This is a genomic window from Streptomyces sp. 378 (genome assembly GCF_030124145.1).
In the GTDB taxonomy this organism is placed as follows: domain Bacteria; phylum Actinomycetota; class Actinomycetes; order Streptomycetales; family Streptomycetaceae; genus Streptomyces.
Window position 1 is genome coordinate 144,096 of record NZ_JASKMS010000016.1, and the last position, 14,301, is coordinate 158,396.

The 14,301-nt window shown below is 72.6% G+C and carries 10 protein-coding genes and 1 pseudogene; 7 read left to right on the top strand and 4 right to left on the bottom strand.

The genetic code is table 11. The annotated features are described in order from the left end of the window. Window positions 1-68: 68 nt before the first annotated feature. Complete coding sequence (locus tag QNO09_RS22170) at window positions 69-245, bottom strand: hypothetical protein (protein ID WP_283971978.1); 177 nt, start codon at window positions 243-245, stop codon at window positions 69-71. A 216-nt stretch (window positions 246-461) separates the two neighbouring features. Then, on the bottom strand, window positions 462-3,512 hold the full coding sequence (gene afsR / locus QNO09_RS22175; protein ID WP_283971979.1) for an SARP-family global regulator AfsR: 3,051 nt from the start codon (window positions 3,510-3,512) through the stop codon (window positions 462-464). A 226-nt stretch (window positions 3,513-3,738) separates the two neighbouring features. Between afsR and QNO09_RS22180 the strand changes: the two genes are divergently transcribed. From QNO09_RS22180 to QNO09_RS22205, 6 genes are all read left to right on the top strand, one after another. After that, on the top strand, window positions 3,739-4,983 hold the full coding sequence (locus QNO09_RS22180; protein ID WP_283971980.1) for an amidohydrolase family protein: 1,245 nt from the start codon (window positions 3,739-3,741) through the stop codon (window positions 4,981-4,983). Window positions 4,984-4,997: 14 nt separating this feature from the next. Further along, complete coding sequence (locus QNO09_RS22185; protein ID WP_283972021.1) at window positions 4,998-5,900, top strand: TIGR03619 family F420-dependent LLM class oxidoreductase; 903 nt, start codon at window positions 4,998-5,000, stop codon at window positions 5,898-5,900. A gap of 9 nt (window positions 5,901-5,909) precedes the next feature. Beyond that, window positions 5,910-6,680, top strand: a complete 771-nt coding sequence (locus QNO09_RS22190) for an SDR family NAD(P)-dependent oxidoreductase (protein ID WP_283971981.1) — start codon at window positions 5,910-5,912, stop codon at window positions 6,678-6,680. Window positions 6,681-6,777: 97 nt separating this feature from the next. After that, the gene (locus QNO09_RS22195) at window positions 6,778-7,896 is read left to right on the top strand and encodes an LLM class flavin-dependent oxidoreductase (protein WP_283971982.1); all 1,119 of its coding nucleotides are present in this window, start codon (window positions 6,778-6,780) and stop codon (window positions 7,894-7,896) included. A 113-nt stretch (window positions 7,897-8,009) separates the two neighbouring features. Beyond that, window positions 8,010-9,740 (top strand): N-acyl-D-amino-acid deacylase family protein, encoded by a 1,731-nt coding sequence (locus QNO09_RS22200; protein ID WP_283971983.1) that lies wholly within the window; start codon window positions 8,010-8,012, stop codon window positions 9,738-9,740. After that, window positions 9,737-11,188, top strand: coding sequence for an aldehyde dehydrogenase family protein (locus tag QNO09_RS22205; RefSeq protein WP_283971984.1), 1,452 nt, complete (start codon window positions 9,737-9,739; stop codon window positions 11,186-11,188). The genes QNO09_RS22200 and QNO09_RS22205 overlap by 4 nt, the downstream gene beginning before the upstream one ends. A 53-nt stretch (window positions 11,189-11,241) precedes the next feature. On the opposite strand, the gene QNO09_RS22210 is transcribed toward QNO09_RS22205, so the two are convergent. After that, on the bottom strand, window positions 11,242-11,634 hold the full coding sequence (locus QNO09_RS22210) for a nitroreductase/quinone reductase family protein (protein ID WP_283971985.1): 393 nt from the start codon (window positions 11,632-11,634) through the stop codon (window positions 11,242-11,244). A 98-nt stretch (window positions 11,635-11,732) separates the two neighbouring features. Here QNO09_RS22210 and QNO09_RS22215 point away from each other — a divergent pair, with 98 nt between their 5' ends. After that, window positions 11,733-12,581, top strand: a complete 849-nt coding sequence (locus QNO09_RS22215) for an endonuclease/exonuclease/phosphatase family protein (protein WP_283971986.1) — start codon at window positions 11,733-11,735, stop codon at window positions 12,579-12,581. Here QNO09_RS22215 and QNO09_RS22220 read toward each other — a convergent pair. After that, a pseudogene (locus QNO09_RS22220) lies at window positions 12,550-13,986 on the bottom strand (CehA/McbA family metallohydrolase); the annotation flags it as partial. The gene QNO09_RS22215 and the pseudogene QNO09_RS22220 sit on opposite strands and share 32 nt — an antisense overlap. Window positions 13,987-14,301 lie beyond the last annotated feature (315 nt).

The following is a 14,301-nucleotide window of genomic DNA, read 5'->3' on the forward strand; positions in this document are numbered from 1 at the left end:
CCCGGGCGCACCTCGGCCGCGACGGCTCCCCCTCCGCGCCGCCGCGGCCGAACCCCGTGCGTGGTGGCCTACTTCGTCGGCTTGAAGGGCTCCGACGTCGCGTGCAGGTCCTTGACCTCGAGCGGCTCCTCGGTCGCGTGGAGGTCCTGCTTCTTGACGGCGCCCTCCTCCGTGGCGCGCGGGTCCTTGGTCTCCAGCGGCTCGGCGGTGGCGTGCAGGTCCTGCGGCTTGAGCTCGTCGCCCATGATCGTCAACTCCCCTTGGCATGGATCAAGCGGTGGGATCGGCGGGCCCGCCCGGCCACTCCCCCGAGGATGGCCGGGCAGGCCCACCCGGGCCGCTCGCCCCGAATGATCGGGGCGAGGCCCGTGCGGTGACCCGTCTGCCCCCCGACGCGACGGATCGACTGCGTTCATCATGGCGTGCGGCGATAAACGAATGATGAACGCCCCGACGCGCCCTCAGGCCGCCCGCACCGGGGACAGCAGCGCACGCACCTCGGCGGCCTCGGGCGAGCCCAGCTCCTCGTAGATCGCGGCCGCCTCCTGCCAGCAGACCTGGGCCCGGCCCGTCTGGCCGATGCCGCTGAGCGCGCGCCCGAGGACCGTGAGGACGTTGCCCCGCCGCCACTGTCCGCCGATCCCGCGCAGCACTGTGAGGGCCATCTCGGCGTTGGCGGCGGCCCGTGCCGTGCGCCGGGCGGCGAGATCCACCTCGGCCAGCCGGAACAGGCTCATGCCCTCCCAAAGGCGCTGCCTGCTGTCGCGGAACACCTCCACCGCCTCCTGGAGCCGGTCGGCGGCCTTGCCCAGCTCCCCGCTCTGGGTGAGGGCGAGCCCGAGGGCGTAGCGGGCGTTCGCGCCGCGCATGGAGTTGCCCATGCCGTCGTAGATGTCGATGCCCTCCTGGGCCAGCGCGACCGCGCTCTGGGTCCGCCCGGTCGCGAGGTGGATCCGGGAGAGGTTGCAGAGCGCGGCGGCCTCGCCGGGGCGGTCGCCCAGGGCCCGGAAGTGCTCGATGGCCCGGGAGAGATGCTCCTCACCGTCCGTGTGCCGGTTCTGGTAGAGCGCGATGATGCCGCGCGCGTTGCGCGCCCAGCAGACGGGGAGCAAATCGTCGGACTCCCGCGCGAGCAGGATGGCCCGCTCCGCCTCCTCCTCGGCCTGTTCGAAACGGCCGCTCACGTGGTGCACGTTGACGAGCGTCATCAGCGCGCGTGCCTCCGCCCGCCCGAGTCCGTGCGACCGGGCCGCGTCGACGAGCGCTCCGGCCGTCGCCTCGTACTCCTTGGAGTTGGCTCCCGACTCGGAGAGGTCGTGCGCCGCCCACAGCATGTCGATCGCCCGGGGGAGGGTCTCCGGCCGCCCCGCGGACTGCCGCACGCACGCGAGGAGACAGATGGCCTCCGCGTACAGCCAGTCCTGTGCCGCGTGCCGGCCGTCGAACCGCAGCCCCGGATACGACGTGGGTTCCAGATGATCCACCAGCCGGTCACCCGGCCGCTCGATCGCGTACACGCGCGCCGCAGACGCCAGGTAGAAGTCCAGCAGCCGGGACAGCGCCGAGCTCCGTTCGCTCGGGGGCAGTTCGTCCCTTTCCGCACAGGCACGCGCGTAGAGCCGTACCAGGTCGTGGAAGCGGTAGCGGCCGGGGGCCGCCGATTCGAGCAGGGAGGTGTCCACGAGGGACTCCAGCAGGTCCTCGGTGTCCTCGGCCGGCAGGTCCAGGACCGCCGCCGCGGCGGCCAGGGAGATGTCGGGGCCGTCCGCCAGGCCGAGCAGGCGGAACGCGCGGGCCTGGGCGGGTTCCAGCTGGCCGTAGCCGAGTTCGAAGGTCGCCTTGACGGCCAGGTCGCCGGCCTGGAGTTCGTCCAGGCGGCGGCGTTCGTCGGCGAGTTTCGCCGCGAGGACGGACACCGTCCAGGTGCGGCGGGCCGCCAGGCGGGACGCCGCGATGCGGATCGCCAGCGGCAGGAAACCGCAGGCCGCCACCACGTCCAGGGCGGCCGTGCGCTCGGACGCCACCCGCTCCTCGCCCACGATCTTCGTGAACAGCGCGAGCGCCTCGTCCGGGGCCATCACGTCGAGGTCGATCAGATGGGCCCCGGCCAGGTCCACCATCCGCATCCGGGAGGTGACCAGCGCGGCGCAGCCGTCCGTGCCGGGCAGCAGGGGCCGCACCTGGGCGGCGTCCCGGGCGTTGTCGAGCAGGACCAGCACCCGGCGCCCGGCCAGGACGGAGCGGTACAGGGCCGCGCGTTCCTCCAGGGAATCGGGGATCGCCGAGTCGGCCGTGCCGAGGGCGCGCAGGAACGAGCCCAGGACCGTCTCCGGTTCCGCCGCACGGGCGCCCGCGCCCTGGAGGTCGACGTACAGCTGCCCGTCCGGGAAGGCCGCGCGGGCCCGGTGCGCCACGTGCACGGCGAGGGTCGTCTTGCCGACGCCGCCGATGCCGGCCAGGGCCGAGACCGCCATGACCCGGCCCTCGGCGGAGGCGAGGATGTCGCCGAGCTCGCGGACGAACCCGGACCGGCCGGTGAAGTCCGGTACCGTCGCGGGCAGTTGTGCCGGACGGACCGGGACCGAGGCCGGTTCGGGGGCGGGGGAGGAGGGCTCCGCCAGTGCGGGGTCCGCCTGCAGGATCCGCTGTTGCAGTTCGCTCAGGCCGGGGCGCGGGTCCACACCGAGTTCGTCGGCGAGCAGCCGCCGGGTGTCGGCGTACACGGCCAGGGCCTCGGCCTGACGGCCGCTGCGGTAGAGCGCCAGCATCAGGAGCTCGCGCAGCCGCTCGCGCAGGGGATGGGTCGCGGTGAGGGCCGTGAGCTCGGAGACCGCCTCGGCGTGGCAGCCCTGCTCCAGGTCCATGTCCAGGCGGGATTCCAGGAGCTGGAGCCGCCACTCCTCCAGCCGGACGCGCTGGGCCTGAGCGTAGGGGCCGGGCACACCGGCCAGGGTCTCCCCGTCCCACAGGGCGAGGGCGCGGCGCAGGGTGGCGCGGGCGTGGCAGAGATCCCCGGCGGAGCGGGCCTTCTCCGCCTCGGTCGCCAGGTCCTGGGCGACGGTGAGGTCCAGGGCGCTCTCGGCGAGGCCCCGGATGGCGTAGCCGCCGGACTCGCTGACCAGGACGGCGTCGGCGTCGGTGCCGCCGGACCGGCGTCCCTCACTGCCGGGGGCCAGCACCTTGCGCAGGCGTGAGGCGTACGTCCGTACCGCCGCCAGGGCCTGCGAGGGCGGTTCCTCGCCCCACAGGGCGTCGATCAGCTCCGCCGCCGTGGCGGTCCGGCCCTCGCGCAGCAGCAGGGCGGCCAGCAGGGCGCGTTGCTGGGGGGAACCGGTGGTGACCGGCTCGTCACCGCGCCGGGCGCGCACGGGGCCGAGCACGCTGAAGCGCAGTGTCATGGAGTCCCCCGGCTCCGTGGGCTTGTCCGGCGTCGCCGGCTCCGGCGATGTCGACGCGTGGTCGGGACGCCGCTGCTCCGGTACGCGCGGCACACCGTCCGGTACACCGTCCATGCAGTCCCCCTAGACATCCTGAGCAACCACGCCAGTTTGCCTTGTTGACGGCGGATACGTCAGCCGTGGGAGACGCCGATCACAGGGCGGCGCTCCGGAGACCACCAGGTCTGCACACTCTCTCCGCATGCGCCGGGCCGGAGCGGCAGGATCACGCCATCGCGGCCGGAACCGGCCCGCGCACACATAGCTGACGCACCGTCAGATCAGCGCTACCGTGAGCGCCATGGACACCCACGACAGCACCTTTCCGCTGATCATCTCCGTGGACGACCACACCGTGGAGCCCGCGAGCGTCTGGCAGGACCGGCTCCCGGAGAAGTACCGGAGCGCCGGGCCGCGGATCGTCCGTGCTCCCGTGAAGGAGATGACCTTCCTCGGAGGCCGCTTCAAGCCGGTCATGGGGCAGCCCGGGGACGACGGCCCCGTCGGCGACTGGTGGGTCTACGAGGATCTGCGCCGGCCCCTGACCCGGCTCGACACCGCGGTCGGCTACGACAGGGACGAGATCCGGCTCGAGGTCATCACCTACGAGCAGATGCGGCCCGGTTCCCACGACGTCACCGAGCGGCTCGCCGACATGGACGTCAACCACGTCCAGTCCGCCCTCTGCTTCCCGACGTTCCCGCGCTTCTGCGGCCAGACCTTCACCGAGGCGAAGGACCACGAGCTGGGCCTGCTCTGCGTGCGCGCCTACAACGACTGGATGGTGGAGGAGTGGTGCGGCCCGGACGCGCACGGGCGGCTCATCCCCCTGCCCATCGTCCCCCTGTGGGACGCCGAACTGGCGGCGGCCGAGGTCCGGCGCAACGCCGCCCGCGGGGTCCGCGCGGTCGCCTTCTCCGAGATACCGCCGTTCCTCGGGCTGCCCTCCATCCACAGCGACGGCTGGGACCCGTTCCTCGCCGCGTGCGACGAGACCGGCACGGTCGTCGCCATGCACATCGGCTCCAGCAGCCGTATGCCGTCCACCTCCGCGGACGCCCCGCCCGCCGTCGGCTCCACCATCACGTACGCCAACTGCTGCTTCTCCATGGTCGACTGGCTGATGAGCGGCAAGTTCGAGCGGTTCCCGAACCTCAGGGTCATGTACGCGGAGGGCCAGATCGGCTGGATCCCCTACATCCTGGAACGGGCCGACGTGGTGTGGGAGGAGAACCGCGGCTGGGGCGGCGTCGCCGACAAGGTGCACAGGCCGCCGTCCGAACTGTTCGCCGAGCACGTCTACGGCTGCTTCTTCGACGACGCCTTCGGGCTGCGCAACCTCGACTCCATCGGCGTCGGCAACGTCCTCTACGAGACCGACTACCCCCACTCCGACTCGACCTGGCCCAAGTCCCGCGAGGTCGGCGAGGCGCAGATGGGGCACCTTGAGCCGGAGGCCGTGGAGCGGATCGTGCGGGGCAACGCCATCGAACTGCTCGGGCTGACGGCCGAGGGCCTGTGGCCGGGCGGCGGAGGCGCGCGGTGAGCCTGCGCTACGGGATGCAGCTTCCCGTCCAGTCGCAGAGCACCCTCTACGCGGAGGAGTGGGAGGCCGCGACCGGCCCCGCCGACCTGCTGGAGATCGCCCGCGCCGCCGAGCGGGCCGGATTCGACTACCTGGCCGGTTGCGATCACGTCGGCATCCCCCGCCGGCTCGCCGCCGCCATGAGCACCGTCTGGTACGACCCCGTCGCCACGCTCGCCTTCCTCGCCGCCGCCACCGAACGGATCCGGCTGCTCAGCCATGTCGCGATCGTGGGGCTGCGGCACCCGTTGCTCACCGCCAAGCAGTACGCCACCCTCGACCACCTTTCGAGCGGTCGCCTGATCCTCGGGGTCGGTGCCGGGCACGTGCAGGAGGAGTTCGAGGCCCTCGGCGTCGACTTCCGCCGGCGCGGGGCCGTGCTCGACGAGTGCGTGGACGCCCTGCGCGCCGCCCTCGGGCCGGAGGAGTTCCCCGAGCACCACGGCAAGCTGTACGACTTCGAGGGGCTCGGGCAGCGGCCCCGGCCGGTGCAGGACCCAGTTCCCCTGTGGGTCGGAGGCTCCTCGCCCGCCGCCCTCCGGCGGGCCGCCCTCAAGGGCGACGGGTGGCTGCCGCAGGGGGATCCGAGGGACCGGCTGCCCGCGCAGATCGCACGCATCCGGGAGTGGCGCGAACAGGCCGGTGTGCGAGGCCGGTTCACCATGGGTGCCATCGCCGAGCCGCTGTACGTCGGCACGCCCCGGTGGGACGTGGGGCGCCGGACCCTCACCGGCGGGCCGGGCGAGCTCGCCGAGTCGCTGCGGGCGTACCGCGCGATGGGCGTGCACCAGGTCCAGGTGCGGTTGCGCAGCCGGAGCCGCGCCGAACTCGTCGACCAGATCGCGGCGTTCGGCGCCGAGGTCGCCCCCGAGCTGTGAGGAGACACCATGGGAAGGCTGGACGGACGGGTCGTCATCATCACCGGGGCCGCTCGCGGTCAGGGCGAGCAGGAGGCGCGGCTGTTCGCGGCCGAGGGGGCCCGGGTGGTCCTGGCGGACGTCCTCGACGACCAGGGCGAGGCCCTCGCCGAGGAGATCGGCGGGCGGTACGTCCGCCTGGACGTGGGACGGGAGGACGACTGGCGGTCCGCCGTCGCCGCCGCCAAGGACGCGTACGGCCACGTCGACGGGCTCGTCAACAACGCCGGCGTCCTGCGCTTCAACTCCCTGATCGACACCCCCCTCGACGAGTTCATGCAGGTCGTCCAGGTCAACCAGGTGGGCTGCTTCCTCGGCGTCAGGGCGGTCGCACCGGAGATGTCCGACGGGGGCACGATCGTCAACACCGCCTCCTGCACCGGCCTGACCGGGATGGCCGCGGTGGGCGCCTACGCGGCGTCCAAGCACGCCGTGGTCGGTCTGACCCGGGTCGCCGCGCTGGAGCTCGCCGGGCGGGGGATACGCGTCAACGCCGTCTGTCCGGGGGCCGTCGACACGGCGATGTCCAACCCGGCACGGCTCGACCCGGACGCCGACCCGGAGGAGACGGCGAGGGGGCTCGACCGGCTGTACCGCAAGCTCGTGCCGCTGGGCAGGGCCGGGCGGCCGGAGGAGGTGGCCAGGCTCGCGCTGTTCCTCACCTCGGAGGACTCGTCGTACATCACGGGGCAGCCGTTCGTGATCGACGGCGGCTGGCTGGCCGGCCTCAGCGTCATCTGACGCCCCGTCAGCTATTGACGCTCATGGAGGCCGGTGGAACAGTCGGACCCATCGATCTGACGCATCGTCAGAACTGACCGTGGGGCGGTGAACCTCCTTGGAATTCGGCATCTTCGTTCAGGGGTACGTCGGCAAACGGGCCGAGACCGACCCGCTCGCCGAGCACAAGGCGCTGATGGAGGAGACCGAGTACGTCATCCAGGCGGACAAGTCGGGCTTCAAGTACGCCTGGGCCTCGGAGCACCACTTCCTGGACGAGTACTCGCACCTCTCCGCCAACGACGTCTTCCTCGGGTACCTGGCGCACGCGACCGAGCGGATCCATCTGGGCTCGGGGATCTTCAACCCGCTCGCCCCGGTCAACCACCCGGTGAAGGTCGCCGAGAAGGTCGCGATGCTCGACCACCTCAGCGGCAACCGCTTCGAGTTCGGCAGCGGGCGGGGCGCCGGGTCCCACGAGATCCTCGGGTTCATGCCGGGCGTCACCGACATGAACCACACCAAGGAACTCTGGGAGGAGACGATCGCCGAGTTCCCCAGGATGTGGCTCCAGGACGAGTACCAGGGCTTCCAGGGCAAGCACTGGTCGCTGCCGCCGCGGAAGGTCCTGCCGAAGCCGTACGGCGCCTCGCACCCGGCGATGTGGTACGCGGCCGGGTCGCCCCCGTCGTACGCCATGGCGGCGAGGAAGGGCCTCGGGGTGCTCGGCTTCAGCGTGCAGAAGGTCTCCGACATGGAATGGGTGCTGGAGCAGTACAAGACGGCGATCGTGGACGCGGAGCCCGTCGGGGCCTTCGTGAACGACAACGTGATGGTGACGACCACGGCGATCTGCGCGCCGACCCATGCCGAGGCGGTGCGGATCGCCGCGAGCGGGGGGCTGCACTATCTGCCCTCGCTGGTCTTCCGCTACCACGACACGTTCCCCCGGCCCGAGGGGTTCCCCGTGTGGCCGGAGACGCTGCCGGAGTACACCGAGGAGTTCGTGGAGGTCCTGATCGAGGAGGAACTGCTGATCTGCGGGGACCCGGACGAGGTGCTGCGGCAGTGCAAGCGGTGGGAGCAGGCCGGGGCCGATCAGCTGAGCTTCGGGCTGCCGGTGGGGGTGCCGAAGGAGGAGACGCTGCAGACGATCCGGCTGGTCGGGGAGCACGTGATTCCCAGGATCGATACGGATCCCGTGCATCGGACGTCGCGGTTCCGGGGGGTCGGCTGAGCGTGCGGTGGCGGGTGCGGGCGCGTCGTGGCTGGTCGCGCCCACGCGGTGGAGCCGCACATCGACACAGCCCCGCGCCCCTAAGGCGTCGTACTCGAGGGAGTTGAGTCGTCATGCTCGATCACGTCATCACAGGGGCCACCGTCGTCGACGGGACCGGTGCGCCCGGCTACACCGCCGACGTAGGCGTCAAAGACGGCCGCATCGCCGTCATCGGCCGGGTCACCGAGGAAGCGCGCACCACCGAGGACGCCTCCGGGCTCGTCCTCACCCCCGGCTTCGTCGATCCCCACACCCACTACGACGCCCAGCTCTTCTGGGACCCGTACGCCACGCCGTCCCTCAACCACGGGGTCACCACCGTCGCCGGCGGGAACTGCGGGTTCACGCTGGCGCCGCTGCATCCCGATCGGCCCGAGGACGCCGACTACACGCGGCGGATGATGTCCAGGGTCGAGGGCATGGCGCTGGTGGCGCTGGAGGAGGGCGCACCCTGGAGCTGGCACTCCTTCGGGGAGTACCTGGACGCCCTGGAAGGGCGGATCGCCGTCAACGCCGGGTTCATGGTGGGGCACTGCGCACTGCGGCGGTATGTGATGGGGTCGGACGCGGTGGGCGGGCAGCCGAGCCAGGAGCAGCTCGCGGCGATGGTGCGGCTGCTGCGGGAGGCCATGGACGCCGGGGCCTGGGGCCTGTCCACCACCCAGTCGAGCAGTCACTCCGACGGCGACGGACAGCCCGTCGCCTCCCGGCACGCCCGGCCGGCCGAGCTGCTGGCCCTGTCGCGGGCCGTGGGGGAGTGCGAGGGCACGCAGATCGAGGCGATCGTCGCGGGCTGTCTGGATCAGTTCAGCGACGCGGAGATCGACCTGTTCGCGGACATGAGCGCGGTGGCCGGGCGGCCGCTGAACTGGAACGTGCTGACGATCGACGCGGCCGTTCCCGAGCGGGTGCCCCGGCAGCTGCTCGCGAGCGAGCAGGCGCGGAAGGCCGGCGGCAGGGTCGTGGCGCTGACCATGCCGATCCTCACGCCGATGAACATGTCGCTGGGGACGTTCTGCGCGCTGAACCTCATCCCCGGGTGGGGGCCGATCCTCGGTCTGCCCGTGCCCGAGCGGATCGAGAAGCTGCGTGACCCGGACGTGCGGGCCGAGCTGCTGCGGCGGGCCCGGTCCAAGGAGGCGGGCGTCTTCCGGCGGCTGTCGAACTTCGGGCGGTACGTCATAGGTGACACCTACAGCGAGGCGAACGCCGGGCTCACCGGGCGCGTGGTGAACGACATCGCCGCGGAGCGCGGGCAGGAGCCCTTCGCGTGCCTGGTGGAGATCTGCGCCAACGACGGGCTGCGCACGGTGCTGTGGCCGATGCCGCCCGACAACGACCCGGCGTCCTGGGCGCTGCGGGCTCAGACCTGGCAGCACGAGGACGTACTGCTCGGCGGGTCCGACGCGGGCGCCCATCTGGACCGGATGTGCGGGGCGCCGTACACGACCCGGTTCCTCGGGGACTGCCTGCGGGGCCGGAAGCTGGTCGGTCTGGAGCAGGCCGTGAAGATGCTGACCGACGACCCGGCCCGACTCTTCGGACTGCGCGAACGGGGGCGGATCCGGGAGGGCTGGCACGCGGACCTGGTCCTGCTCGACCCGGAGCGGATCGACGCGGGCCCGGCCACCCTGGTGCACGACCTGCCGGGCGACAGCCCGCGGCTGGACTCCCGGGCGCTGGGCGTGCGGGCCGTGTGGGTCAACGGGGTCGAGGCGATCCGGGACGACGTGGTGACCGGGGCCGTGCCGGGCCGGGTGCTGCGCTCGGGGCGGGACACGGAGACGGTGAGCACGAGGTGACGGCACAGCAGCCGCTGTTCGTCGGCGGCTCCTGGGTGGAGCCGGACGGCGGGCACTACGAGGTGACCGACCCGGCGAGCGAGGAGACCGTCGGGTGGGCGCCGGAGGCCTCGCGGGATCAGGTGCTCGCGGCCTGCGCCGCGGCCCGCGAGGCCTTCGGGCCGTGGTCGCGCACGGCACCGGAGGAGCGGGCCGCGGTCCTCGGCCGGGCGGCGGGGATCATCGCCGGACGGCTGAAGGAGTACGCGTCACTGGCGCAGGCGGAGACCGGAGCGACCCTTGGCACCGCCCGCGCTCTGCAGGTCGGCGTAGCCGCCGCCCGCTTCCGGCGCTACGCCCGGACGGAGCCCGCCGAATGGGCGATCCCGCCCCAGATCAACGAGGCCGGGCCGATGGGAAAGGCCGGGGTGATGGGCGCTCTGGCCGTCCGGCAGCCCGTCGGGGTCGTCACCTGCGTCACCTCGTACAACAACCCCTGGGCCAACCCGGCCGGGAAGGTCGCCCCCGCCCTGGCCATGGGAAACACGGTCGTGGTGAAGCCCGCCCCGCAGGATCCGCTGTCGGTCTACCGGATGGCGCAGGCGCTGGAGGAGGCGGGTGTCCCGCCGGGCGTGGTGAACGTCGTGTCCGGCCGGTCGACCGGGGTCGGTGAGGCGGCCGTGGCGGCGCTGGACGTCGACATGGTCAGCTTCACCGGCTCCACGGCGGTCGGCCGGCGCATCGCCGAGGTGTGCGGGCGGGACATGAAACGGCAGTTGATGGAGCTGGGCGGGAAGGGCGCCGCGGTGGTCTTCGACGACGCCGACCTCCGCTCGGCCGTCGCCGGGATCGGCACGACCTTCTCCTTCTACAGCGGCCAGATCTGCACGGCACCGACACGCATCCTGGCGCAACGCGGCATCTACGACCGGCTGGTGGAACAACTGATCGCCTACGCCGACCGGTTGAAGGTCGGGGACCCGCGCGAGCCGGACACCGTGGTCGGGCCGGTGATCTCGCAGGCGCACCGGGACCGGGTGGAGTCGTACGTCGAACTGGGCCGGAAGGAAGGCGCGGTGGTGGTGGCGGGCGGCGAACGCCCTGACCTGCCCACCGGCTTCTACGTCGCGCCGACCCTCCTGGCGGACTGCACCAACGACATGCGCGTGGCCCGCGAGGAGATCTTCGGGCCGGTGGTGGTGGTCGTCCCCTTCGACGACGAGGAGGAGGGCATCGCGCTCGCCAACGACACCGACTACGGCCTGATCGACTACGTCTGGTCGGGCGACGTGGCCCGTGCCTTTCGGGTGGCGCGGCTGCTCCGGGCCGGGGGTGTCGGGGTGAACACCGTGGGCCGGAACATGGAGGCACCCTTCGGCGGCTTCAAGCAGAGCGGGGTCGGCCGGGACGTCGGCTCGTACGCCCTGCACGCCTACAGCGAGGTGCAGGCGATCGTCTGGCCGGGCTGACTCAGGGGTCCTCTCACTGGGAGCGACCCGGGCGGGCCTGGTGAAAGGACCCCTCAGTCCGCGAGGTCGACCCGCACCGTCAGCAGATCCGTCCCCAGCACCCGCACCCCCAGGCTGTTGACCCGGGGCAGCCGCCGCAGTCGCGCCACCGGATCGTCCCCCGGCACCAGATGCGCGGTCCCCGCGTGCCACCGCCCCCGGACGCGCACCCGCACCCGCGGATCGGCCTTGATGTTGCGGACGTACTGCGACCGTTCGCCGAACTCCGACACGATCCAGAAGGAGTCGCCGACGCGGCGGCCACCCACCGGGGTCCGGCGGGGCAGGCCCGAGACGCGGCCCCTGGTCTCCAGGACGGTCTGGAGGGGGAGGCGGCGCATGAGCGGGTTGATGCGGCGCTGGAAGACCGTGGTGGCGCGGAACCTCAGGTCGGTGAGGCGGGACATGGCCGGTGGTCTCCTTCACACGTAGCTCTCACGGAATCTGCAATGGTTCCTGCTTCAATGATCCCGGACGCGGCAACGACGGGAGCGGGTGGCTGCGGATGCGGATCGTTACCTGGAATCTGTGGTGGCGCTTCGGGCCGTGGCAGACGCGGCAGAAGGCGATTCTCACGGCCCTGCGGGAGCTGCGGCCCGACGTCGTGGGACTGCAGGAGGTCTGGGCGGCCGACGGCGAGAACCTCGCCGAGTGGCTGGCCGGTGAGCTCGGCCTGCACTGGGCCTGGGGCGCCTCGCCCGCCCCCGAGCGCTGGCAGCGGCGGATCGGGGACCCTGCCGTCGGCATCGGCAACGCCGTGCTCAGCAGATGGCCGGTCGTCGACCAGGATGTGCTGCCGCTGCCCGCCCCGGCCGACACGGACGACGGCCGCCTGGCCCTCTACGCCCGCCTGGCCGCGCCCGGCCACGAAGTGCCGTTCTTCACGGCCCACTTCAGCTCCGCCCTGCACGCCTCGGCGGTCCGCTGCCGCCAGGTCGCCGCACTCGCCGAGTTCGTCGCCCGGCACGGCGGCGACACCCCGTTCCCGCCCGTCGTCACCGGCGACCTCAACGCCTGGCCCGACTCCGACGAGATCCGTCTCCTCGGCGGCTACAAGACGGCCCCGACCGTGCCCGGGCAGGTCCTCGTCGACGCCTGGGAGTACGCCGACCCGGCCGCGCCCTCCGCCACGTGGGACGCGGCCAACCCGCACGTGGTGGCCGGCCGGAAACCCGGCGCACGCATCGACTACATCCATGTGGGCCCGCCCGGCCCCGGCGGGCTCGGCCGTGTCCGGGACATACGGAGGGCCTGCGACGGCCCGGTCGACGGGGTGTGGCCCTCCGACCACGCGGCGGTCGTGGCCGACCTGGCGGACACCCCTAGCGGTGCCCCAGGAAGATCGGATTCGTGAACGCCGCCAGTGGTCCCGGCACCGGCCCCGCCGCCGCCTCGTGCCGCACCTCGGCCCGGACGTACGCCGCGTACGACGGTGTCGTCCGCCACTCCATGACCCCCGAGCCGGACACCGGCAGCGGGGCGCTGGTGTGCAGCACGCCCTGGTCGGTGACGAAACGGACCGTGCAGCGCGGGGCGCCCGTCACCTCCAGGCGGACGGTGACCGGGGTGTCGCGGCCGGCCGTGAGCCGCTCGCCGATGCCCGCGTGCGCGCCGCGATCGCCGGACACCCCGAACGACAGCGCGACCCTGGCGGACTCGGCGATGTAGGACCGTCCCGCCCGGATGCCCTCCTGGACGGCCTCCCGGGTCAGGTCCTCGGCCAGGACGACCGTCTGGGGGCTGCCCACCGCGTCCGGGGAGCGGTGGGCGTCGCTGCTGCCCATCGCCGGGAGCCAGCCGCGCCCGTCCCGTACGGACGCCACGAGCATGCTGTCCCAGTCGGCCAGCGCCACCTCGTCGTCGGGCGTGTAGGGGCCGTTCCACACCTCCACCGCGTCCGCTTCGTCGAAGCCGAACTTCCAGTTGCAGCCGACGCAGGTGGCGTGCGGGTGGGCCGGGACGACCAGGCCGCCGGCGCGCCGGATCTGCCGGGCGAACCGGCCGAAGCGGTTGTCGCGGGCCCGGTAGCGCCAGTCGACGAAGGTGCCCGGGTCGGTGCCGAGCGCGACGACGTGCCCGTTGCGGGTGGTGACCTCCTCGCCCAGCATGACCAGCAGGTCGTCCCCGGCCACGTCGGCCCAGTGGGCGTGCGCCGCGTGCGTGTTGTGCTCGGCGGAGTTGATGAAGTCCAGACCGGCGGCCCGGGCCAGTTCGCCGATCTCGGCGGGGGTGCGGCGGCCGTCGGAGTACCAGGAGTGCAGATGGCAGTCGCCCCGGTACCAGGCCCGCCCCCGGCCCTTCGCCCGCTCCGGCGGATACACCGGCTCGGCGGCCTCGCCCGGCTCCCCGTACGTCAGCGTGATGGTGATCTCGTACGACAGGCCCTGCGGGGCGACCGTGTACGGGCCGAGCGTGATGTGCCAGGTGCCCTCGCGCACCGGGCCCGGGAGGTAGCCGGGCGTCGCGTCGTCGGCGCGGAGGAAGAACTCGGTGCGCGCCCCGCCCGACCAGCCGCGAAAGCCCCGGCCGCCGAGCTCGGTGCCGCGCTCGTCGAAGACGCCGATGTCGAGGGCGTTGCCCAGGGTGCCGGCCGGGACGGACGGCCGGTCGTAGGTGTAGGCGACCCTGAGCTCCCGGACACCGGCCGGGACTTCTACGGGCACGTACACGAAGTCCGGGGAGCCGGGTGGCAGCGTGCCGCGCACGGTTCTGCTCTCCCGGCCCCCGTCGGCCGCCGACGCGAAGCTCACGCTTCCCAACTTGACGTACTCCCTGACCTAAGTCCAGGGATTCCGGCCTGGGTCGGCTGACCCTTCCGGGGGCTTCCTGCTTCGCCGCGCTGTGCGGGCACGTGTGCACCGGCGCTCCACAGGCGTTTCGTGTCTCCTTGGGCGGGAGCTGTCCCGCAAGGCCAATCAACCAGCTGTCGTGCACGGGCATCCATGGTCTCCCTTGGATTTCTCCATACCCTGTGGGGGTGCACCTCGGCAGTCTCCGCGAGGTGCACGAGGAGGGAATCGGCTGCTTTGACACGGCACGAGATGAATGCCGACCAGTCGGTATCGACAGTCGGT